Origin of the sequence: Siccirubricoccus sp. G192 (genome assembly GCF_019084075.1) — a bacterium.
Lineage (GTDB): Bacteria > Pseudomonadota > Alphaproteobacteria > Acetobacterales > Acetobacteraceae > G192.
The window spans coordinates 2115905-2136846 of record NZ_JAHREN010000001.1; the positions used below are offsets into that span (position 1 = coordinate 2115905).

Here is a 20942-nt window from a genome sequence, read left to right on the forward strand (position 1 = left end):
TTTTCTGGAGGAAATCGAAGCATGAGAACCTGGCTTCTGGCTGCGGCGCTGGCCGTGGCGGGTGTGGCGGGCGCTGCCGCCCAGACCCCGGCATCGCAGACCCTGGCCGCGGTGAAGCAGCGCGGCCAGTTGATCTGCGGCGTGTCGCAGGGCTTTGCGGGCTTCTCCGCGCCGGACAGCCGTGGCGAGTTCCGCGGGCTGGACACGGATTACTGCCGCGCGGTCGCCGCCGCGGTGCTGGGCGATGCCACCAAGGTGCGCTTCGTGCCGCTGACCGCGCAGGCGCGCTTCACCGCGCTGCAGACCGGCGAGATCGACGTGCTGTTCCGCAATCCCACCCAGACCTTCCTGCGCGACACCTCGCTCGGCCTGAACCAGGGGGGCGGTGAATTTCTACGACGGCCAGGGCTTCGCAGTGCGCCGCGATGCCAATGTCGGCAAGGTGCAGGAACTGGATGGCGCCACCATCTGCGTGGCGCAGGGCACCACGCATGAGTTGAATCTCGGCGACATCTTCCGCGCCCGCAACATCCGCTTCCAGCCCGTGATCTTCGAGCGCATCGACACGATGTACGAAGCCTTCTTCGCCGGCCGCTGCGACGCCATGACCCAGGATGCCAGCGCCCTGGCCGGGGCGCTGACGGTGGCGCGCGACCCCGCCGCCTACCAGGTCCTGGAGGAGACGATCAGCAAGGAGCCGCTCGGCCCCTTCACCCGCAATGGCGATGAGCAGTGGTCCAACATCATCCTGTGGGTGCATTACGCGCTGGTCGAGGCGGAGGAGCTTGGCGTGACCTCCGCCAATGCGGAGGAGCAGGCGCGCGGCCAGAACCCGACCGTGCAGCGCCTGCTTGGCACCAGCGGCGAATTCGGCGCCCGGCTCGGCCTCGACAATCGCTGGAGCTTCAATGCCATCAAGGCGGTGGGGAATTACGGCGAGGTCTTCGAGCGGAATGTCGGCCAGGCCAGCCCGCTGAAGCTGCGCCGCGGGCTGAACGGGCTCTGGACCCAGGGCGGCTTGATGTACGCGATCCCGTTCCGTTGAAGGGGCGTGCCGGGGAGGGGCGGGGCAACCCCCCGGCCCTTCCTGGCGTTCTACCCCCGAAGCCGCCGTGCATCGCGGCGTGCATCCAGAGGAGCACGGGAATGGACAAGGACCGCATCGAAGGCGCCGGCAAGCAGGTGAAGGGCGCCGTCAAGGACGCCGTCGGCAGCGTCACCGGCGACAGCAAGATGCAGGCCGAGGGCAAGATGGACAAGGCCGAGGGCAAGGCACAGAACGCCGTTGGCGGGGTCAAGGACGCGGCCCGCGACGCGGTGAACAAGGACCGGAGCTGAGTTCAACCAGGGCGCGGCGCGGGTCGCGCCCTGGCCTTCCTAAACCGCGCGCCGGGCTTTCAGCGCGGCTGCCAGGGTTCCCTCATCCAGCACATCCAGCGCGCCGCCCATGGGCACGCCCTGGGCCAGTCGCGTTACCGGCACGCCAGCCGGTTTCAGCCTGTCCGTAAGGTAATGCGCCGTCGTGGCGCCATCCACTGTGGCCGGCAGCGCCAGGATCACCTCCTCCACGCCGCCTTCCGCGATCCGCGCCAGCAGCGGCTGCACCGCCAGATCCTCCGGCCCGATGCCGCCCAGCGCCGAGAGCGTGCCGCCCAGCACGTGATAGAGGCCGCGATGCGCATGCGCGCGTTCCAGCGCCCAGAGCTCGGCAACGCCCTCCACCACGCAGATCACGCCATGGTCGCGGTTCGGGTCGCGGCAGATGCCGCAGGGATCGCGCGCATCGAGGTTGCCGCAGAGCCGGCAGCGCCGCACCGCCGCCGCCGCATCGCGCAGTGCCGCGGCCAACGGCAGCATGGCCTGTTCCGGCTGCATCAGCATCCTGAGCACCGCGCGCCGCGCGCTGCGCCGGCCGAGGCCGGGCAGCTTCGCCAGCAGGCCGATCAGGTGCTCGACGGGATCGTGTTCGATCATCGGCAATGGCACGGCGCCTGGCGCCGGCCCCGGTCTAGAAGGGCAGCTTGAGGCCGCCGGGCAGGCCGCCCGGCAGGTTCAGCCCGGCGGTGGCCTTCTGCATCTCCTCGGCCATCTGCGCCTCGACCTTCTGCTTGGCATCGGCATGGGCGGCGACCAGCAGGTCCTCCAGCACTTCCCGGTCATCGGCGACCATCAGGCTGGGGTCGATGGCGACGCGCTTCAGGTCGCCCTTGCCGGAGAGCGTGACCTTCACCATGCCGCCACCGGCCGCGCCCTCCACCAGGGTGGCGTCGAGCTTCGCCTGCATCTCCTGCATGCGGGTCTGCATCTGCTGCGCCTGCTTCAGCATATTGCCGAGGTTCTTCATGGCATTGGTTATCCGTCTTCGGGTGGGGGGATGTCGTCGTAGTCCGGCGGCTCGGCTTCGGTTGCCTCGGCCTCCTCCGCATCGCGCGGCGGCGTGGCGGGCAGCGCATCCAGCGGCAGGCCATAGGCATCGGCGCCGGCATCGCGCACCGCCTCGATGCTGGCGCCGGGGAAGGCGGCCAGCACCGCCTGCACCAGCGGGTGGCTCTCGGCCAGGCTGCGCCGCCCGGCCTCGGCGACGCGGCCCTGTTCGGCCAGGGTCGGCTCGCCCTCGGCATTGCTGAGCGCGATGGTCCAACGGTCGCCGGTAAGCTCGGTGAGCAGCGCGCCGAGCTGGGCGGCCAGGTCGCGCGGCGCCTCCGGCAGGACCCGGATCTCCAGCCGGCCCGGGGCGAAGCGCACGGGGTGGACGCTATGCACCAGATGCGCATGCAGCATCGGCCGGCGGCCGGAGGCCAGCGCCACCACCTCCCGATAGCTTTGCGGATTGGGCGCGGCGACGGCCTCGGCGGCGGGCTGGGCCATGACACCGCCGCCCGCCACGGCGCGCATGCCGGCGGGGCCACCATTGCCGCTGCCATTCGGTGCCGGCCGAGGCGCGCCGGCCGTGGCGCCGCCCTCGGTCAGCCGCCGCACCAGGTCGCCCGGGGTCGGCAGGTCCGCGACATGCGCCAGGCGGATCAGCACCATCTCGGCGGCGGCGCGGCGGTCCACGCCATCCTGCTGCACCTCGGCCAGGCCCTTCAGCAGCATCTGCCAGGCGCGGCCCAGCACCGGCACCGAGAGCTTCTCCGCCAGCGCCGCGCCGCGCGTCCTTTCGCCCTCCGTCAGCGAGGGGTCGTTGCGCAGCGCCGGCACGGCGCGCAGCCGCGTCAGGGTATGGGTCAGTTCCAGCAGGTCGGAGAGCACCACGGCGGGATCGGCGCCACGCTCATGCGCCCGGTCCATGAGGCTGAGGGCGGTGGCGATATCGCCCGCCATCAGCACCTCCATCAGCTCCAGCACCAGGGCCCGGTCGGCGAGGCCGAGCATGTCCCGCACCGCCTCGGTGGTGACGCTGGCCTCCGGGCCGCCCAGCGCGATCGCCTGGTCCAGCAGCGAGAGCCCGTCGCGCACGCTGCCATCGGCGGCGCGGGCGATCATGGCCAGCGCCTCCGGCTCCACCGCCACCGCTTCCTTCGCGGCGATGCCGGCGAAATGCGCGCGCAATTCGGCCTGCGGCACGCGCTTCAGGTGGAAGGTCTGGCAGCGCGACAGGATGGTGGCCGGCACCTTGCGCAATTCGGTGGTGGCGAAGATGAACTTCACCGCCGGCGGCGGCTCCTCCAGCGTCTTCAGCAGGGCGTTGAAGGCCTGCGTGGAGAGCATGTGGACTTCATCGAGGATATAGATCTTGAAGCGGGCGCGGGCCGGGCGGTAGCGCACCGCCTCCCGCAGCTCGCGCACGTCGTCCACGCTGTTGTTGGAGGCGGCGTCCATCTCCACCACATCCGGGTGGCGGTCGGCCAGGATCGCGGTGCATTCGGCGCAGATGCCGCAGGGCTCGGGCGTCGGCCCGCCGGTCCCGTCCAGGCCGATGCAGTTCAGCGCGCGGGCGATGATGCGGGCGGTGGTGGTCTTGCCGACGCCGCGCACCCCGGTGAGCATGAAGGCATGCGCCACCCGCCCCTGCGCGAAGGCGTTCCGCAGCGTTCGCACCAGGGCTTCCTGGCCGATCAGCTCGGCGAAATTGCTCGGGCGGTATTTCCGGGCGAGGACCCGGTAGGGGCTGCCGGCGGGGCCGGGCAGGGGCACCGGCACGGAAGGGACGGAAACGAGAGGCACCGGCGCGGCTTCGGCCACCGGCGCATCGCCGAACAGCCCCGGCCCGGCGGGCGGAGGCGGCTCGGGCAGGCCCTCCGGCAGGATGGTTTCGGCGGGGGGGGGCTTCGGTGCCGAACAGGTCGCTGGCCATGCTCGCGCGGGATGTCTCGGGGCATGCGGGCCGCCGAAGCAGCCGGGAGGGGGTCAGGGCGACCCCGGCGAAAAAAGAGCGGGTGGAAGACCGGAGAAGCGACCCGGGCGGAAACTCGTTGCGGCTGCTTCCTTCCGGACCTGACCGGTTTGGCGAGGCGCCCGTCCGTCCCCGGCCTTCCGAGAGCACCATATCATGCCTCGGGCGCCCCTGCACAATGCCCCAGGGCGTAACGGCTGCGGCGAAGCGGGTTCAGGGCTGCCCTGCCTTGCCATGTGTCGTTGCCCCTGGTCTGGTGTCCTGATTCCGAAGTCCTCTGGCCTTCGCTCTCAGGCCACCAGCCTTTGTTTTCAGTGACCTGGTTTTCAGTGACCTGCTGATCCGCTTCGTTCGCTGGTGGATCCAGCGAACTTCGCGGGCAGGACACCAGCGGATACTCCAGGCACGCGGATGGTTGCCGCCCCGGCGCTGGCGTGGCAGCGTCCCTGCCGCATGCTCTCCTTTCCCGCCAGCCGCCCCAACGCCTATACGGGCAGCCCCCTCGACCGCGCTTCGAACCGCCGCGAGGACGTTGAATTCATTGCCGCCGCGCTCGCCCACCCGGAGTCGCTCTTCGTCCCGGTCTGGCGCGCCCGCAACCTGATGAAAGGGGTGAAGGAGGGCGCGCCGGAAGCCGTGCTGCTCACCGGCGCCGCGGCGGAGGCGGTGCGCATGGCCGGTGGCCCCTGGGCCTTCCTTGGCCTCTGGGAATCCCGCCCGGTCTTCGCGGTGGATTGTTCCGGTGCCGAGGACCCGTTGCCGCTGCTGCCGGAGGGCATGGGCGGCTTCACCGATCTCCGCGCCGTGGCCGGGCTGCTGCCGCCGGGCGAGGCCTCGGTGCTGGCGCATGCCCGCGGGCTGATGCACTGGCGCACCAAGCACCGTTTCTGCGGTGTCTGCGGCGGCGCCTGCGAGCCGCGCTCGGCCGGCAATGTCACTGCCTGCACCCGCCTGCGGCGCCCAGCACTTCCCGCGCACCGACCCGGCGGTGATCATGCTGGTGGTGCGCGGCGACCGCTGCCTGCTCGGCCATTCCACCCGCTTCCCCAATGTCACGATGTATTCGACCCTGGCCGGCTTCGTGGAACCAGGCGAAAGCCTGGAGGAGGCGGTGCGGCGCGAGGTGGCGGAGGAGACCGGGGTGGAAGTGGGGGCGGTGCATTACCATTCCTCGCAGCCCTGGCCCTTCCCCTCCTCCATCATGCTCGGCTTCCATGCCGAGGGCCTTTCGGACGCGATCACCATCGACCCCGAGGAATTGCGCGACGCCCGCTGGTTCAGCATCGACGAGATGCGGAACCACCAGGCGCACGGCTTCGCCCTGCCGCGCGCCGATTCCATCGCCCGCCGGCTGATCGAGGACTGGATGGCCCAGCAATGAGGGCTGGGCTGCGGCGCTCGGCGCCGCTGGTCCTGCTGCTGCTGGCCGGCTGCAGCCTGTTCCGCACGGCGCCGGTGGCCCCCGAGGACGATACCCCGGAGCACCGCGCCTGCCGCGAGGAAGCCCGGACCGGCCCGGCGGCGCGCGCCCTGGACCGGCAGCGCAACCCGAGCAACGACTTCAACACGACGCGGCTGGACCAGGAGCAGCGGCTGGTGGAAATCCGCGCCTATCGCGACTGCCTGCGCCGCCACGGTCTGACGCTGCCCGGCGGCGTGGAGCCGCTTCGCAGCCGCTGATACCGAGGGGCCGGGCCGAAGCGCAGAACAGTCCGGCCAGATCTCAGGCCGCGCCCTCGGAGGCGGCCTCCAGGGTCGCCAGCCTGGCGATGCGCTCTACCAATGTGGGCAGGTCATAGGGCTTGGCGATCACCTCGAACCGGTGGCTGGTGGTTTCCGGTCCGGTGCCGGCATAGCCGGTGGCCAGCAGCACCGGCAGGCCAGGGTTCAGCCGCCGTGCCTCCTGCGCCAGCTCGATCCCGGTCATCCCGCCCGGCATGACGATGTCGCTGAACAGTAGGTCGCATGGCTCGCCGCGGCGCAGCAGGGCCAGCGCCTCCTGCCCATCCCTGGCCGCGACCACCCGGAAGCCGGCGTCGCGCAGCGTCTCCGCCGTGACCTCGCGCACCCGTTCGTCATCCTCGGCCATCAGCACGGTCGCGCGCGCCATCATGGCCACGCCTTCCGGTGCCGGCGCGGCAGCCGGCGAGGGGGTGTCCTGCCGTTCCTGGCGCGCCGGGCCCGCGGTATCGACCGGCAGGAACAGCGTCACCGCCGTGCCCTGGCCCGGCGCGGTGTCGATCAGGATATGGCCGCCCAATTGCCGGATGAAGCCGAAGACTTGCGACAGCCCGAGCCCGGTGCCCTTGCCGATCGGCTTGGTGGTGAAGAAGGGCTCGAAGGCGCGGTCGCGCACCTCCGCCGGCATCCCCGTGCCCTCGTCGCGCAGCATGATGGCCAGGTAGTCGCCCGGCTTCGCATCCGCATTGCCGTCCAGTTGCTCCTTCTCCAGCCGGGCCGGACGGGTGCTGAGCGTCACCGTGCCGCCGCGCGGCATGGCGTCGCGGGCATTGATCGCCAGGTTGAGCAGCGCCGCCTCCAGCTGCGAGGCATCGGCGCGGCAGGGCGGCAGGGGGGTGCCGAGGGCGAGGTCTAGCGTCACCGCCTCTCCCAGCGCGCGCTGGATCAGCGGCGCGAAGCCCTGGACCAGCTCATTGGCATCGAGGCTCGCGGTGTCCAGCTTCTGCCGGCGGGCGAAGGCCAGCAGGCTGCCGTTCAGCCGGGCGCCGCGATTCACCGCATCCCGCGCCGCGCCGAGCAGCCGCCGCACCCGGTCATCCGCGGTGGCGCCCAGGTGCCGGTCCAGCAGATGCACCGTGCCGAGGATGGCGGTGAGCAGGTTATTGAAGTCATGCGCCACGCCACCGGTGAGCCGGCCCAGCGCCTCCAGCCGCTGCGACTGGCGGAGCCCGGCCTCGGCCGTCTCGCGCCGGGCAATCTCGGCGCGCAGCTCATCGGCGGTCTCCCGCAGCCGCAGCAGCACCAGCTGCTCGGACTGCCAGCGGCGGATCGCCAGCAGGGTGGCGAAGCCGAGCGCGGCGGCGGCGAGCAGGCAGAAGAAGGCGGTCACAGCGGTGTCCCGCAGCCATTCGGCCCGGATGGCGGCCAGCGGCACGGAGACGCTCACCGCCAGCGGGTGCTGGCCCAGGCGGCGGAAGGTGCTCAGCTCGTCCGCCAGGGTCTGCCCGGCCTGCCGGGCGCCGGCGGCGATCCGCCGCAATGCCGGCGGCACCTCCGCCGCGGCGGGCGGCGTGGCCGGCGGGTCCTCGGCGGCCGGGTACTGTGCCAGCACCAGCCCGTCCAGCCGGGTCAGGCGGAAGGTGAAGCGGCCCTCCGGGTCCAGGGTGTGCCAGTGCTGCTGGAAATAGGCCGGCAGCAGCGAGCCGAGCAGCATGCCGTCGAACTGGCCATCCGGGCCGCTCCGGGCGCGGGCCATGGTGAAGGCGAGGACGCCGCTCAGCCGGCCGCGCATCGCCGGGCCGAAGCGCAGCACCTCGCCGCCCCGGGCGTCGCCCGCGGCCAGGCTGCGGAAATCCTCGCGGCCGGCGAGGTTGATGGGCGGGGTCGGCCAGGCGATGCTGATCAGCGCGAGCCGCCCGTCCGGGCGCACCAGATGCAGCGAGGTGATCTGCTCGATCCGCTGGTCGAGCGCCACCAGGTCGCGCTGGATCGCCTCGCCCTCCGCCTCGATGCTGGCCCAGTCCAGGCCGCGCACCCGGTCCTCGATGCGGTCGAGCACCAGGGCATTGGTCTCCACCACCTTGAGGGCGTGTTCCCGCGCCACCGCCGAAAGCTGTTCCAGCGAGGCATCGGCATTGGCCGTGAGCCGCTGGTGGTTGACCCAGGCGGCAACACCCAGGAACAGCGCCGGCACCAGCAACGACGCGGCCAGCATGAAGCGGAGCGACCTTGGCGGCCGCCGCCTGCCAGGCGCCGGCCTGGCGCTGGTGCCGTCCATATCTGCCTCTCTGTCTCGCGACAGTATTATGTCGTGCGGGGCAGGGACATTGCAACTTGATCGAAGGCGGTCCGATACGGGAGCTTAATGCGCCTCCGCCCAGCTTCGGCCGGTACCGACCTCGACCGCCAGTGGAACCCGCAAGGTGGCGACGCCCTCCATCACCCGCCGCACCAGGGCGGCGGTGGCCTCGACCTCGGCCTCCGGGACCTCGAACACCAACTCGTCATGCACCTGCAGCAGCATGCGGGCGCGGAGCCTGGCCTCCCGCAGCGCCGCCGGCAGGCGGACCATGGCGCGCTTGATGACCTCGGCCGCGCCGCCCTGGAAGGGGGCGTTGATGGCGGCGCGCTCGGCCCCGGCGCGACGGGTCATGTCGCGGGCGGCGATATCCGGGATCCAGAGCTTGCGGCCGAAGGAGGTGGAGACGTAGCCGCGCAGCCGCGCCTCCTCCTTCAGCCGCTCCATGGCGTCGCGGATGCCCGGGTATTGCGCGAAATAGGCATCGATGATGCCGCGCGCCTCGCCCGGGCCGATGCCGAGCCGCGCCGCCAGGCCGAAGGCGGACATGCCGTAGATGATGCCGAAATTGATGGTCTTGGCGCGGCGCCGGGCTTCCTTGTCCACCTGGTCCGGCGGCAGGCGGAAGATATCGGCGGCGGTGCGGCTGTGGATGTCCTGGCCCTGCTCGAAGGCTTCGCGCAGCGCCGGCACATCGGCCAGATGCGCCAGCAGCCGCAGCTCGATCTGGCTGTAGTCGGCGGCCATCAGCACATGGCCGGGCTCGGCCACGAAGGCGCGGCGGATGCGGGCCCCTTCCTCCGTGCGGATGGGGATGTTCTGCAGGTTGGGCTCGGTGGAGGAGAGCCTTCCGGTGGAGGTGCTGGCCATGGCGAAATCGGTGTGCACGCGGCCATCGCGCGGGTCGATCTTCGCCGCCAGCGCATCGACATAGGTGGATTTCAGCTTCGCAAGCTGCCGCCAGTCCAGCACCTTGCGGGCCAGTTCCACGCCCTGCGCGGCGAGTTCCTCCAGCACCGCGGCATCGGTGCCCCAGGCATTGGTGAGGCGGGATCGCTTGCCGCCGGGCAGCTTCATCTCATCGAACAGGATCTCGCCCAATTGCTTCGGCGAGCCGACATTGAAGGGGCGGCCGGCGAGGTCCTGGATCTCGCGTTCCAGCACCGCCATGCGCTGCGAGAAATCCTCGCCGATGCGCGCCAGCTCGCCGCCATCGACCTTGATCCCGGCCAGTTCCATGTCGCGCAGCACCGCGATCATGCGGCGCTCCACCTGTTCATAGAGCGCGAGCGCGCCGTCCTCGCGCAGCCGCGGCCGCAGCAGGTGCCAGAGCCGGAGCGTCACATCGGCATCCTCGGCGGCATAGGCGGTGGCCTTGTCGAGCGGCACCCGGTCGAAGCTGATGCGGGCGCGGCCAGTGCCGCAGACCTCCTCGAAGGCCACCGGCCTGTGGCCGAGATGCAGGACCGAAAGTTCGTCCATGCCGTGCCCGTGCCGCCCGGCCTCCATGGCATAGGAGATCAGCATGGTGTCGTCCACGGGATGGACGGCGATGCCGCCATTCTCCGGGCGGACCAGCACCTCCGTGTCGTATTTCGCGTTCTGCAGCACCTTCAGCACGCTGCCGTCCTGCAGCAGCGGGCGGAGCGCCGCCATCGCGTCATCGAAGGGGATCTGGGGTGGGGCTTCCGGGGGCGCGGCCAGCATATCGGCCTGGCTGGCGGCCCCCGGCGCCACATGCCGCAGCGGGATGTAGCAGGCGCGGCCCGGCGCGGTGGCGAGGCAGACGCCGACCAGCCTGGCACGCAGCGCGTCCAGGCTGTCCGTCTCGGTATCGAGGCCGACCACGCCGGCGGCCTCGGCCTCGGCGATCCAGGTGGCGAGGGCCGGCAGGGTGGTGACGGTCTCATAGGGGCCGAAGGGCGCCTCGCCCGGCTGGGCCTGCAAGGGCCGGGCGGCCGCCACCTGGGCCGCGATGGCGCCGTTGCGGGCGCGGGTGGTGGCCTCGCCGGCCGCCTCGCCCAGGCCCATGCGGGCGAGCAGGCTGCGGAAGCCCTGGTCGCGGAGGAATTTCTCCAGTGAGGCGCGTTCCGGCGGCCGCGCCAGCAGCGCCTCCACCGGCGCGGGCAGCGGCGCGGCATCGTCGAGCGTCACCAGGCGCTTCGAGATGCGCGCCTGCTCGGCGTGCTGGATCAGCGATTCCCGCCGCTTCGGCTGCTTGATCCCGGGCGCCGCGGCCAGCAGCCCCTCCAGGTCGCCATGTTCCAGGATGAGCTGCGCCGCGGTCTTCACGCCGATGCCGGGGACTCCCGGCACATTGTCCGTGGGGTCGCCGGCCAGGGCCTGCACATCCGCGACCCGGCCGGGCGGCACGCCGAATTTCTCGGCCACCTCCGGCTCGCGGATCGGCTTCTGCTTGATCGGGTCCAGCATCTCGACCCCGGGCCGGACCAGCTGCATCAGGTCCTTGTCGGAGGAGACGATGGTGACGCGGCCGCCGGCCTCCACGAAATTCTTCGCATAGGCGGCGATCATGTCGTCCGCCTCGAAGCCCGGCTGCTCGATCTTGCAGACGCCGAGCGCATCCGTGGCTTCCCGGATCAGCGCGATTGCGGGACGAGCTCGGGCGGCGGGTCCGGGCGATGCGCCTTGTAATCGGGGTAGATGTCGTTGCGGAAGGTGATGCGGGAGGCATCGAAGACCACGGCGATATGGCTGCCGCGATGGTCCAGCAGGAATTTCGCGATCATCTGGGTGAAGCCGAAGACGGCATTCACCGGCACCCCCGCCGGATTGTTCATCGGCGGCAGGGCATGGAAGGCCCGGAAGATATAGCCGGACCCATCCACCAGGATCAGGTGGCGCTGGTCCGGGGGGTGACGGGGACCGCCTCGGTGGCTGCCCCGGGGGCTGCCACCTCGGCGTCAGTGTCCGTCGGTGCCACCCGCGCCCGCTTTCAACACATAGGTGATCGAGCAATAGGGGCAGGTGATCTCCCCCCTGGTCCGCCGCGATCCGCATCCAGATGCGCGGATGGCCGAGGCCGGGCACCGCGATCTCGCCATCGCAGGGGATGCTGTGGCTCTCCACCTCGATGCGCTGCACCGGGGTGACGCCTTCGATAGGCTTCGGCGCGTAGCCGGTCTGGTTGCCGTCGCGCATCGGGCTCCTCATGGATATCGGGGGATCGCGGCGCAACATAATCGCGCCGGGCCGGCGGGGCCAGAGCGGTGCGCTGGCCTGCCGGCAGAAAGACGGCCCCTTGATCGGGCATATCCCCGCCCCGGCCGGTGCCGGAGGCGGGCCTCTGCCTCGATGCCAAGCCGGCCGGCACCCGGCGGCCCTTACCCCGCCAGGCGCGCCCGGTCCGTTGTGCGCAGCAGCGCCGGAAGGATGAGGCCCACGCCGATGCCCCAGGCGCCGTTGATGAGCACGGAAATTAGTATCCGCTGCGGCACGAAGCCCGCCGCGACCGGCTGCCCTTTCAGTGGCGCCACGATGAACCAACTGACCAGCGCAGCCACCAGCCCGAGCCCGAGCCCGAGCAGCCAGGTGGGCACTTGCCGCGGCGGCCGCGGCAGCAGCAGCCCGAAGACCAGCCCATAGAGCCCACCCCAGAAGCACAGGCTGAGGATCAGCGGCACCCCGAAGGGCGAGGTGGGCAGCATCGGGAAAGGGGCGCGCGGCAGCATGCCGGCGGCATAAAGCAAGGCCCACATACCCTGGTGGAAGGTGAGCACGGCAAGCACGGCGGCGATGAAGCCGAACAGGGCGCGACGCGATGCGGTCATGCGGTGGCTCCTGCTTCGTGGGTGCCGCTCCGGCGGCGCCTGGGGATCACATCACCGGACCGCCGTTCCGGCAAGCCCGGCGGCCAGGCTGGCGGATTCCGGTCAATCCGCCCGAGGATGCGCCTTCCGCCAGGTGGCCAGCAGGGCGGTGGCATCCACCGCCGTATAGCGCTGGGTGGTGGAGAGGCTGGCATGGCCGAGCAATTCCTGGATGGAGCGCAGGTCGGCGCCGCCGCCCAGCAGATGCGTGGCGAAGGAATGCCGCAGCGCATGTGGCGTCGCATGTTCCGGCAGCCCGGCCAGGCGGCGGTAGTGCCGCAGGGAGCGCTGCGCCACCGCCGGGTCGAGCCGCGCCCCGCGGGCCCCCAGGAACAGCGGCTCGGCCGGGCTGGCACCGGGCCGCAGCCGCAGATAGGCGGCGATGGCGGCGCGCACCGCCGGCAGCACCGGCACCAGGCGCTGCTTGCCGCCCTTGCCGGTGACGCGGAGCGCGGCCGCCTCGCCCTCGGGCGGGGCGTCCCGCACATCCAGCGCCAGGGCCTCGCCCAGGCGCAGCCCGCAGCCATAGAGCAGGGTAAAGAGCGCCACGTCGCGTGCCGCCTGCAATGCCGGCAATTCGGCGTGGTTCGGGTCGTGGACGCTGCCGACCTCCGCCGCCACCTCCCGCGCCTGGGCGGGGGTGAGGGCGCGCGGCACCGGGGGTTTCAACCGCGGCCCGCGCATGCCGGCCAGCGCCACCGGCGGCAGCCCCTGCGCGCGGGCCAGCCAACGGAGGAAGCCGCGGATGGCGGCAAGCTGGCGGGCGCGGGTGGCGACCCCGGCGCCGGCGGCGGCGCGGGCGGCGAGGAAGCCGCGCAGATCCGCTGGCCGCAGCGCGCCCAGCGCCGCCAGGTCCGGCTCCCCGCCGAGATGCCCGGCGAGGAAGCCGAGGAAATCCGTGAGATCGGCGCCATAGGCCTCGACCGTATTGGTGGCCGCGCGGCGCTCCTTGGCGAGCCAGTCGAGATAGCGGGCGCGCGCCTCGGCCGCGGTCATCCCGGGGCGCGCCCATCCCGGCCCTTCCCCGCCCGGTGGGGGCAGGGCGGGGTCTGCATTAGCGTGCCAGGGCCGCCGCCACGGCGCGGCCGAGGAAGGCGAGGGTGGCGGTGGCCTGCCGCGCCGGCAGCGCGCCGGGGTCGCGGGCGCCGATGACGAGCAGGGTCGGGTGGCCGGTCCAGACCGGCACCCGCGCCAATGCATCGCGCGTGACCAGCGCTGCCGCCTCCTGGTGCAGCAGTTCGGTCTCGGTCAGGGTGTTGCGCACCAGCGCGTCCTTGCCGGGGCCGAGCAGCCGGGCGACCATGCCGCGCGGCAGCCGCACCACGCCACGCCGGTCCGGCACCTCGCCGAGCAGGGTGCAGGTCTCGATGCCGAGCAGGGCGGGCAGTTCCTGCGTCACCGTCTCCACCACGTCCTGGCAGCGCATCAGCGCCAGCACGGCCAGGCGGACGCGGATGGTGAGCCCATGCCCGGCGCGGCCGGCGGTGACGGCGGCATCCATCTCCGCTTCCAGGGAGCGGACGCGCCGGCGCTCGGCATGGAGCATCGCCGCCATGTGGTCGGCCAAGCGTTCGCCATGGATGCGCCGCGGCGGGTCGAGCAGGCGAAAGAGATCCGGCCGCTCCGCCAGGAAATCGGGATGCGCCTGGAGGAAGGCGGTCACCGCCTCCGGGGCGGGCAGCGCGGCGACGGCTTCGGCGAGGGGGCTCGGCCCGGTCTGGATTGCCTTCACAGGATGCTCTGGCCCGTCTTGCGCCAATCGGCCAGGAAGGCGTCTAGCCCCCCTGTCGGTCAGCGGGTGTTTCAGGAGTTGGCGGATGACGCCGGGCGGCAGGGTGGCGACCTCGGCGCCGAGCTTGGCGGCCTCCACCAGATGCATGGGGTGACGGATGGACGCGACAAGGACTTCTGTCTTAAGATGCGGGTAATTACGGTATATTTTCAGGATGTCCGCAATCAATCCCATGCCATCGGTGGCGATATCGTCCAGCCTGCCGACGAAGGGCGAGATGAAGCTGGCGCCGGCCTTGGCCGCCAGCAGCGCCTGGGCGGCGGAGAAGCAGAGGGTGACATTCACCATGGTGCCCTCCGCCGAGAGCGCCCGGCAGGTCCGTAGCCCGGCTTCGGTCAGGGGGCACCTTCACCGCGACATTGCTGGCGATGCCGCGGAGGAATTTGCCCTCGGCCAGCATGCCCTCATGATCCGTGGCGGTGACCTCGGCCGAGACCGGCCCGGGAGTGATGGCGCAGATCTCGGCGATCACCTCCGCCATCCTGCGGCCGGACTTGGCGATCAGGCTGGGATTGGTGGTGACGCCGTCCACAAGACCGGCCTCGGCCAGGGAGCGGATTTCCGATACCTCGGCGGTGTCCACGAAGAACTTCATGACTGGGGACCTTGCTGGCCGCATCGATGCGGTTCGTTGCAGGTTTGTTCTTGTGCAGGATAGCCGATGGGTCAGGGTTCCGAAAAGCGCCGCGTCATGAAAGACACGCCACGCGTTGCATCAGTGCCACGGGTCCGGGTTCTTTTGCCTCTCCCCCTCGCCGGAGCCTATGATTATCGCATTCCCCTGAATGTGCATCTGAATTTAGGTGAATTCGTCGCGGTTCCTCTCAACCAGAAGGAGATAACCGGCGTAGTGTGGGATTTCGGCAACGGTGTTGCGGATGGCCCGGTGGTGCCGGATGCCCGGCTGCGGCCGGTACTCCAGGCCCTGCCCGCGCCGCCCATGACCGAAAGCCTGCGCCGTTTCGTCGATTGGGTGGCGAGCTACACGCTGAGCCCGCCCGGTGCCGTGCTGCGCATGGCGATGAGCGTCCCCGCGGCGCTGGAGCCCCCCGCCCAGCAGGCCGGCTGGACCCTGGCCGGGCCCGGCGGCAACAGCCAGCCGCGCCTTACCCCCGAACGCCGGCGCGTGCTGGCCGCCATGCAGCCCGGCCAGGTCCATGCCGGCGCCCCGCTGGCCGAGGCGGCCGGCGTTTCCCTCGGCGTATTGCGTGGCATGGCGGATAACGGCCTGATCCGCCCCGCCCTGCTGCCCCATGCCCGCCGTTTCGCACCACCGGACCCCGACCACCCCGGCCCCGTGCTCGGCCCCGAACAGGCCCGCGCCGCTCGGGCGCTGGAGGAGAAGGTGGCGGCACGCGGCTTCGGCGTGACCCTGCTGACCGGCGTCACCGGCTCGGGCAAGACCGAGGTCTATCTGGACGCGGTCGCCGAATGCCTGCGCCAGGGCCGGCAGGCGCTGGTGCTGCTGCCGGAGATTGCGCTCTCCGCCCAGTGGCTGGACCGGTTCCGGGCGCGGTTCGGCGTGGCGCCCGCGCTTTGGCATTCCGAGGTGGGCTCCCGCACCCGGCGCGACACCTGGCGGGCGGTCGCCGCCGGCGAGGTCAGCGTGCTGGTCGGCGCCCGCAGCGCCCTGTTCCTGCCCTTCCCCGATCTCGGCCTGGTGGTGGTGGATGAGGAGCACGAAACCGCCTTCAAGCAGGAGGAAGGCGTGGTCTACCACGCCCGCGACATGGCCGTGGTGCGCGCCCGGCTGGCCGGGGCGGCCTGCGTCCTGGTCTCCGCCACGCCTTCCCTGGAGACGCTGACCAATGTGGAGGCCGGGCGCTACGAGGCGGTGCATCTGCCGCAGCGCCATGGCGGCGCCAGCCTGCCGGCGGTGGAGACGCTGGACCTCCGCCGCACGCCCCCCCGAGCGCGGCCGCTTCCTGGCGCCGCCGCTGGTCGAGGCGGTGGCGGCGACCCTGGCGCGTGGCGAGCAGGCGATGCTGTTCCTGAACCGCCGGGGCTATGCGCCGCTGACCCTCTGCCGCCATTGCGGCCACCGGATGCGCTGCCCGAACTGCACGGCCTGGCTGGTGGAGCACCGGGCGCAGCGGCGCCTCACCTGCCACCATTGCGGCCATGCCGAGCCGCCCCCCGCCGAATGCCCGGAATGCGCCACGCCCAATTGCCTGACGCCGGTCGGCCCCGGGGTGGAGCGCATCCTGGAAGAAGCCAAGGCGCTCTGGCCGGAAGCGCGGCTGCTGGTCATGGCCTCCGACACCATGCCGGGCCCGGCGGCGGCGGCGGCGGCGGCGCAGGCGATCCAGGACCGCGAGGTGGACCTCATCATCGGCACCCAGATCGTCGCCAAGGGCTGGCACTTCCCGCACCTGACGCTGGTCGGCGTGGTCGATGCCGATCTTGGCCTGGCGGGCGGCGATCTCCGCGCCGCCGAGCGCACGGTGCAATTGCTGCACCAGGTGGCCGGCCGCGCCGGCCGCGCCGAGGCGCCGGGGCGGGTGCTGCTGCAGACCTTCAGCCCCGACCATCCGGTAATGCAGGCGCTGGTCTCCGGTGACCTCGATGCCTTCATGCAGGAGGAGGCGGCGATGCGCCGGCCCGGCGGCTGGCCGCCCTTCGGCCGGCTGGCGGCGCTGATCGTGAGTTCCGAGGATGAGCGGGAGGCCGACCGCACCGCGCGCGACCTCGGCCTGGCAGCGCCGGGCGGGGAGGGGGTGCAGGTGCTCGGCCCGGCCCCGGCGCCCTTGGCCCTGCTGCGCGGCCGGCACCGGCGGCGCCTGCTGCTGAAGACCCGCCGCGACATCGCGGTGCAGCCGATGCTGCGGGAGTGGCTGGCGCGGGTGGAGGTGCCGAACAGCGTGCGGGTGCAGGTGGATGTGGACCCGGTGGGGTTCCTGTGAGTTATCCTCCCGCCCGGAGCCGATTGCCGATGCCCGACGACCTCTACCACCGCGACATCCTCGCTTGGTCCAAGGCCCAGGCCAGCCGCCTGCGCCGGATCGCGGCCGGCGAGCGGGTGAATGACGTGGACTGGGAGCATGTGATCGAGGAGGTCGAGGATGTGGGCCGAAGCGAACTGAAGACGGTGCGCAGCCATTTCCAGAATGCAATGCTGCATGCCCTGAAGGTGCTGGCCTGGCCGGAGCATTCGGCGCGACGGAAATGGCGGAACGAGATCACCAGCTTCCTCGGCCAGGCCCGCAACCGCTTCGAGCCGGGGATGGCGCAGCACCTCGACCTGGAGGACCTCTACGCGGAGGCGCTGGCCCTCCTGCATGACCTCGATATGCGCGCGCCGCCTGCCCCATTGCCGGACAGGATCACCCTGGCCCCGGCTGAGATCGCCAGCCGTGGCTTCGGCGCCGAGGATCTCCTGGCCCGCATCCGCGCCGCCCTGCCACCAGCCTGAGCGGCCACTACAATTCTGCTACCCCCGCCGTCCGGCCGCCAGCACCGCCGCCGCCGCCAGTTGCAGCAGGCCGGCCGCGACAGGCGGCGCGGAGGGGCCGAAGACCTCCAGCAGCGTCCCGAAGACCCCGGGGCCGAAGGCATAGAAAGCCTGGTTCACCGCCGTGACCATGGCCACCACCCCCGCCACCTGCTCGGCCGGCCATTCGCTCTGCGCGATCAGCGGAGGCAGCGACAGCAGGTTGCCGATGCCGAGCCCGAACAGCACGGCACCGAGCAGCAGCAGGGGGGCGGAAGCCCCCGCCGCCAGCGCCAGGATCGCCGTCCCCACCGCCTGCATCAGGAAGTTCAGCACCCCCACCAGCCGCCGGTCCATGCCCACCGGCAGCAGGGTGCCGACCACGGTGCGACCGATGATGGCGCAGGCGGTGGTGAGGCTCATCGCCAGCCCCGCCCCCTCCTGGCCGAGTGCCGGCACCATGATCGAGAACAGCGTGGTCAGCAGCCCCATCTGCGCCGTGAGGCCGAGGGCGAAGGCCATGGACAGGCTGCGGAAGGCCCTTTGCCGCCGGAGTGGCAGGGGTGGCCGCGCGGCCGGGCGGGGCGGCGGCGGCGCCCCGGCCCCATCGGGATGCAGGCCCATGGACCCGGGTGTCGGCCCGAACCAGCGCCCGGCCATGGGCCAGGTGACCAGCAGGGTCGCCGCCGCCACCGCCAGGGTCGCGCCCGCGAAGCCGAGGCCGCCGATCAGCAGGGCCCAGACCGGCAGGAACACCACCCCGCCGGCGCTGGCGCCGTTATAGGCCATGGCCAGCGCCGCCGGGCGGCGGCGGTCGAACCAGGGGGGCGACCAGGGCATTGATCGCGGCGCCGCTGGTCACCGCCCAGCCGCAGGCGGTCAGCAGCGCCGCCGGCACCAAGTGCCAGGGCGCCGCGGCGAAGCCCCAGCCCAGCACCCCCACCGAGCAGGCCAGCATCCCCGCCCGGGTCACCGGAACCAGGCCGAATCGCCGGTGCAGCGCCGGCAGCCAGACCACCAGCGCGGCGCTGGCCAGGAAATGCAGGGTGATGGCGGCGGAGATGAGGCTGAGCGACCAGCCCTCCCGCGCATGCAGGGCATGCAGGAAAACCGAAGGCCCATAGAAATTGATTCCCCAGGAGAACAGCGCCAGCACGAAGGCGGCCGCCACCACCTGCCAGCCGAAAAACCCCTCGCACCGCCGCATGCATCCCCCCGGGCTTCCCGGCCAACCTAACCCAGGCTTTGGCGGAATCCCTTCGCGGCCCGGCGAATTGTTCGGGGCCGGCTCGGTTGCGGGGGCGTGAACCCTATGGTAAGGCCGCGCCGCCATCCGGGGACGCCTGCGTCCGCGGCATGGATCCGCGCTCACCACGCCAACAGGAACAGGACCGGGACTGCCCGTGGCCTCCGCCGAGACCGTCGCCTCCGCCTCGCCCCATGTGCCCAGCTCCAGCGGCATCGCCAAGCGCTATGCGCTGGCCCTGCTGGCCCTTGCCGATGACAAGCGCCAAGGGGGACCAAATCAGGATCCGGGCAGCACGGACCGTATCGCCGCCGATCTGGACCGGCTTTTCGCGCTGTGGCGCGACGATGCGCCCTTCCGCGCCTTCGTCGCCGACCCGCGGCTCGATGCCGTCGCTCAGCGCAAGGGGGCCTTCGCGGTGCTCGACCGCGCAGGCATCGGCGGCGAGGTCCGCAACCTGGTCGGCGTGCTGATCGCCAACCGGCGGCTCGCGCAATTGCCGCAGGTGGCGCAGGCCTTCGGCGACCAGCTCGCGGTGCGCCGCGGCCAGCAGGCCGCCACGGTGATCAGCGCGCATCCCTTGTCCGGCACGCAGCGCACGCAGCTCGCGGCGCGGCTGACGGAAGCCGGCTATTCCGGCGTCAAGCTTTCGGAGCAGGTGGATCCTTCGATCCTCGGCGGGCTGATCGTGCGGATCGGCTCCCGGCTCTATGACAATTCGATCAAGTCCAAGCTGCAGCGCCTGCAGTATGTGATGAAGGGGGCCGCCTGACATGGACATCCGTCCCGCCGAGATCTCTGAGATCCTCAAGCAGCAGATCGCCGGCTTCGACGCCGATGCGAATGTGGCCGAGGTCGGCACCGTGCTGACCGTGGGCGACGGCATCGCCCGCGTCTATGGCCTGCAGAACGTCATGGCCGGGGAGATGGTGGAATTCCCCGGCGCCGGCGTCCGCGGCATGGCGCTGAACCTCGAAACCGACAATGTCGGCATCGTGATCTTCGGCAGCGACCGTGACGTCAAGGAAGGCGACACGGTGCAGCGCACCGGCGGCATCGTGGACGTGCCGACCGGCCGTGGCCTGCTCGGCCGCGTGGTCGATGGCCTCGGCAACCCGATCGACGGCAAGGGGCCGCTCACCGATGTCGTGCGCAAGCGCGTCGAGGTGAAGGCGCCGGGCATCATTCCGCGCAAGTCGGTGCATGAGCCGATGCAGACCGGCATCAAGGCGATCGACGCCCTGATCCCGATCGGCCGCGGCCAGCGCGAGCTGGTGATCGGCGATCGCCAGACCGGCAAGACCGCCGTCATCATGGACACCATCATCAACCAGAAGGGCATCAATGCCTCTGGCGATGAGTCCAAGAAACTCTATTGCATCTATGTGGCGATCGGCCAGAAGCGCTCCACCGTGGCGCAGCTGGTGAAGACGCTGGAAGAGAACGGCGCGCTGGAATATTCCATCGTCGTCGCCGCCACCGCCTCCGACCCGGCGCCGATGCAGTTCCTGGCGCCCTATACCGGCTGCACCATGGGCGAGTTCTTCCGTGATGGCGGCATGCATGCCGTCATCTTCTACGATGATCTGTCCAAGCAGGCCGTCGCCTATCGCCAGATGTCGCTGCTGCTGCGCCGTCCGCCGGGCCGCGAGGCCTATCCGGGCGACGTCTTCTACCTGCATTCGCGCCTGCTCGAGCGCGCGGCGAAGATGAACGACGATTTCGGCAATGGCTCGCTGACCGCCCTGCCGGTGATCGAGACCCAGGCCGGCGACGTCTCCGCCTATATCCCGACCAATGTCATCTCCATCACCGATGGCCAGATCTTCCTGGAGACGGAGCTCTTCTACAAGGGCATCCGCCCCGCGGTGAATGTCGGCATCAGCGTCTCCCGCGTCGGCTCCGCCGCGCAGATCAAGGCGATGAAGCAGGTGGCCGGGCGCATCAAGCTGGAGCTGGCGCAGTACCGCGAGATGGCGGCCTTCGCGCAGTTCGCCTCCGACCTCGACGCCTCCACCCAGGCGCTGCTGGCGCGCGGCGCGCGGCTGACCGAGCTGCTGAAGCAGCCGCAGTACAAGCCGGTGCCGGTGGAGGACCAAGTGGTGGCGATCTTCGCCGGCACCCGCGGCTACCTCGACCGGATCGAGGTGTCGCAGGTGGGCGAGTTCGAGCGGCGCATGCTGTCGGAGCTGAAGGCGACGCAGCCGGCCATCATCGACGCGATCCGTACCGACCGCGAGATCAAGAAGGAGACCGAGACGAAGCTCGTCGCCTTCCTCGACGGTTTCGCCAAGTCCTTCGCGGCCTGATCGCGGCTTAGGAAACAGCG

Annotated in this window: 16 protein-coding genes, 1 other RNA gene and 4 pseudogenes; 9 read left to right on the top strand and 12 right to left on the bottom strand. The window is 71.3% G+C overall.

Annotated elements, in window-relative coordinates:
- The first annotated feature begins 21 nt into the window (after nt 1–21).
- The 3 genes from KSF81_RS31385 (at nt 22) to KSF81_RS10040 (ending at nt 1338) form a co-directional block, all read left to right on the top strand.
- A complete protein-coding gene (locus KSF81_RS31385) occupies nt 22–495 on the top strand; it encodes a transporter substrate-binding domain-containing protein (RefSeq protein WP_309139525.1) in 474 nt (157 codons plus the stop codon).
- On the top strand, nt 386–1045 hold the full coding sequence (locus tag KSF81_RS31390; protein ID WP_309139526.1) for a transporter substrate-binding domain-containing protein: 660 nt from the start codon (nt 386–388) through the stop codon (nt 1043–1045). Before KSF81_RS31385 ends, KSF81_RS31390 begins: the two co-directional genes overlap by 110 nt.
- Nucleotides 1046–1146: 101 nt before the next feature.
- Nucleotides 1147–1338, top strand: coding sequence for a CsbD family protein (locus tag KSF81_RS10040; RefSeq protein ID WP_217378857.1), 192 nt, complete (start codon nt 1147–1149; stop codon nt 1336–1338).
- 39 nt (nt 1339–1377) lie between these two features.
- On the opposite strand, the gene recR is transcribed toward KSF81_RS10040, so the two are convergent.
- The 4 genes from recR to ffs form a co-directional block, all read right to left on the bottom strand.
- Entirely contained in the window at nt 1378–1974 is a 597-nt protein-coding gene (gene recR / locus KSF81_RS10045) for a recombination mediator RecR (RefSeq protein ID WP_217378858.1), read from the bottom strand.
- A gap of 34 nt (nt 1975–2008) precedes the next feature.
- Complete coding sequence (locus KSF81_RS10050) at nt 2009–2344, bottom strand: YbaB/EbfC family nucleoid-associated protein (RefSeq protein ID WP_217378859.1); 336 nt, start codon at nt 2342–2344, stop codon at nt 2009–2011.
- An 8-nt stretch (nt 2345–2352) separates the two neighbouring features.
- On the bottom strand, nt 2353–4251 hold the full coding sequence (locus KSF81_RS10055) for a DNA polymerase III subunit gamma/tau (RefSeq protein WP_217381642.1): 1899 nt from the start codon (nt 4249–4251) through the stop codon (nt 2353–2355).
- Between the two features lie 131 nt (nt 4252–4382).
- An RNA gene (gene ffs, locus KSF81_RS10060) (signal recognition particle sRNA small type) lies at nt 4383–4474 on the bottom strand.
- Nucleotides 4475–4789: 315 nt separating this feature from the next.
- Between ffs and nudC the strand changes: the two are divergent.
- Together nudC and KSF81_RS10070 are read left to right on the top strand one after the other, a co-directional pair.
- A pseudogene (gene nudC / locus KSF81_RS10065) lies at nt 4790–5717 on the top strand (NAD(+) diphosphatase).
- A complete protein-coding gene (locus KSF81_RS10070; RefSeq protein WP_217378860.1) occupies nt 5714–6016 on the top strand; it encodes a phosphoribosylamine--glycine ligase in 303 nt (100 codons plus the stop codon). The pseudogene nudC and the gene KSF81_RS10070 overlap by 4 nt, the downstream one beginning before the upstream one ends.
- 43 nt (nt 6017–6059) lie before the next feature.
- On the opposite strand, the gene KSF81_RS10075 is transcribed toward KSF81_RS10070, so the two are convergent.
- From KSF81_RS10075 to fsa, 6 genes and pseudogenes are all read right to left on the bottom strand, one after another.
- A complete protein-coding gene (locus KSF81_RS10075; protein WP_217378861.1) occupies nt 6060–8294 on the bottom strand; it encodes a hybrid sensor histidine kinase/response regulator in 2235 nt (744 codons plus the stop codon).
- 84 nt (nt 8295–8378) lie between these two features.
- Nucleotides 8379–11173: pseudogene (gene polA / locus KSF81_RS10080) on the bottom strand (DNA polymerase I).
- A gap of 486 nt (nt 11174–11659) precedes the next feature.
- Nucleotides 11660–12106, bottom strand: a complete 447-nt coding sequence (locus KSF81_RS10085) for a hypothetical protein (RefSeq protein ID WP_217378862.1) — start codon at nt 12104–12106, stop codon at nt 11660–11662.
- 102 nt (nt 12107–12208) lie between these two features.
- A complete protein-coding gene (locus KSF81_RS10090) occupies nt 12209–13141 on the bottom strand; it encodes a tyrosine recombinase XerC (protein WP_217378863.1) in 933 nt (310 codons plus the stop codon).
- Between the two features lie 58 nt (nt 13142–13199).
- Complete coding sequence (locus KSF81_RS10095; RefSeq protein WP_217378864.1) at nt 13200–13877, bottom strand: DUF484 family protein; 678 nt, start codon at nt 13875–13877, stop codon at nt 13200–13202.
- Nucleotides 13874–14532, bottom strand: a pseudogene (gene fsa / locus KSF81_RS10100) (fructose-6-phosphate aldolase). The gene KSF81_RS10095 and the pseudogene fsa overlap by 4 nt, the downstream one beginning before the upstream one ends.
- A 66-nt stretch (nt 14533–14598) precedes the next feature.
- On the opposite strand from fsa, the pseudogene KSF81_RS10105 reads away from it, so the two are divergent.
- Together KSF81_RS10105 and KSF81_RS10110 are read left to right on the top strand one after the other, a co-directional pair.
- Nucleotides 14599–16840 (top strand): annotated as a pseudogene (locus tag KSF81_RS10105) (primosomal protein N').
- A 29-nt stretch (nt 16841–16869) separates the two neighbouring features.
- Nucleotides 16870–17349, top strand: a complete 480-nt coding sequence (locus tag KSF81_RS10110) for a DUF29 family protein (RefSeq protein WP_217378865.1) — start codon at nt 16870–16872, stop codon at nt 17347–17349.
- An 18-nt stretch (nt 17350–17367) separates the two neighbouring features.
- Here the strand turns inward: KSF81_RS10110 and KSF81_RS10115 are convergent, their stop codons facing one another.
- The gene (locus KSF81_RS10115) at nt 17368–18207 is read right to left on the bottom strand and encodes an MFS transporter (protein ID WP_217378866.1); all 840 of its coding nucleotides are present in this window, start codon (nt 18205–18207) and stop codon (nt 17368–17370) included.
- A complete protein-coding gene (locus tag KSF81_RS10120) occupies nt 18146–18574 on the bottom strand; it encodes a hypothetical protein (RefSeq protein WP_217378867.1) in 429 nt (142 codons plus the stop codon). The genes KSF81_RS10115 and KSF81_RS10120 overlap by 62 nt, the downstream gene beginning before the upstream one ends.
- A gap of 196 nt (nt 18575–18770) precedes the next feature.
- On the opposite strand from KSF81_RS10120, the gene atpH reads away from it, so the two are divergent.
- Nucleotides 18771–19385: an ATP synthase F1 subunit delta gene (gene atpH / locus KSF81_RS10125; RefSeq protein ID WP_217378868.1), complete on the top strand. Its 615-nt coding sequence runs from the start codon at nt 18771–18773 to the stop codon at nt 19383–19385.
- A 1-nt stretch (nt 19386) separates the two neighbouring features.
- On the top strand, nt 19387–20922 hold the full coding sequence (atpA, locus tag KSF81_RS10130; protein ID WP_217378869.1) for a F0F1 ATP synthase subunit alpha: 1536 nt from the start codon (nt 19387–19389) through the stop codon (nt 20920–20922).
- Nucleotides 20923–20942 lie beyond the last annotated feature (20 nt).

Excerpts from the sequence above, each read along its gene's own strand:
- KSF81_RS10085 (WP_217378862.1), bottom strand. The coding sequence starts at position 12,106 with ATGACCGCATCGCGTCGCGCCCTGTTCGGCTTCATCGCCGCCGTGCTT.
- KSF81_RS10110 (WP_217378865.1), top strand. The coding sequence starts at position 16,870 with ATGCCCGACGACCTCTACCACCGCGACATCCTCGCTTGGTCCAAGGCC.
- KSF81_RS10070 (WP_217378860.1), top strand. The coding sequence starts at position 5,714 with ATGAGGGCTGGGCTGCGGCGCTCGGCGCCGCTGGTCCTGCTGCTGCTG.
- KSF81_RS31385 (WP_309139525.1), top strand. The coding sequence starts at position 22 with ATGAGAACCTGGCTTCTGGCTGCGGCGCTGGCCGTGGCGGGTGTGGCG.
- atpA (WP_217378869.1), top strand. The coding sequence starts at position 19,387 with ATGGACATCCGTCCCGCCGAGATCTCTGAGATCCTCAAGCAGCAGATC.
- KSF81_RS10115 (WP_217378866.1), bottom strand. The coding sequence starts at position 18,207 with ATGCCCTGGTCGCCCCCCTGGTTCGACCGCCGCCGCCCGGCGGCGCTG.
- KSF81_RS10040 (WP_217378857.1), top strand. The coding sequence starts at position 1,147 with ATGGACAAGGACCGCATCGAAGGCGCCGGCAAGCAGGTGAAGGGCGCC.
- KSF81_RS10120 (WP_217378867.1), bottom strand. The coding sequence starts at position 18,574 with ATGCGGCGGTGCGAGGGGTTTTTCGGCTGGCAGGTGGTGGCGGCCGCC.
- KSF81_RS10075 (WP_217378861.1), bottom strand. The coding sequence starts at position 8,294 with ATGGACGGCACCAGCGCCAGGCCGGCGCCTGGCAGGCGGCGGCCGCCA.
- KSF81_RS10090 (WP_217378863.1), bottom strand. The coding sequence starts at position 13,141 with ATGACCGCGGCCGAGGCGCGCGCCCGCTATCTCGACTGGCTCGCCAAG.
- KSF81_RS10050 (WP_217378859.1), bottom strand. The coding sequence starts at position 2,344 with ATGAAGAACCTCGGCAATATGCTGAAGCAGGCGCAGCAGATGCAGACC.
- recR (WP_217378858.1), bottom strand. The coding sequence starts at position 1,974 with ATGATCGAACACGATCCCGTCGAGCACCTGATCGGCCTGCTGGCGAAG.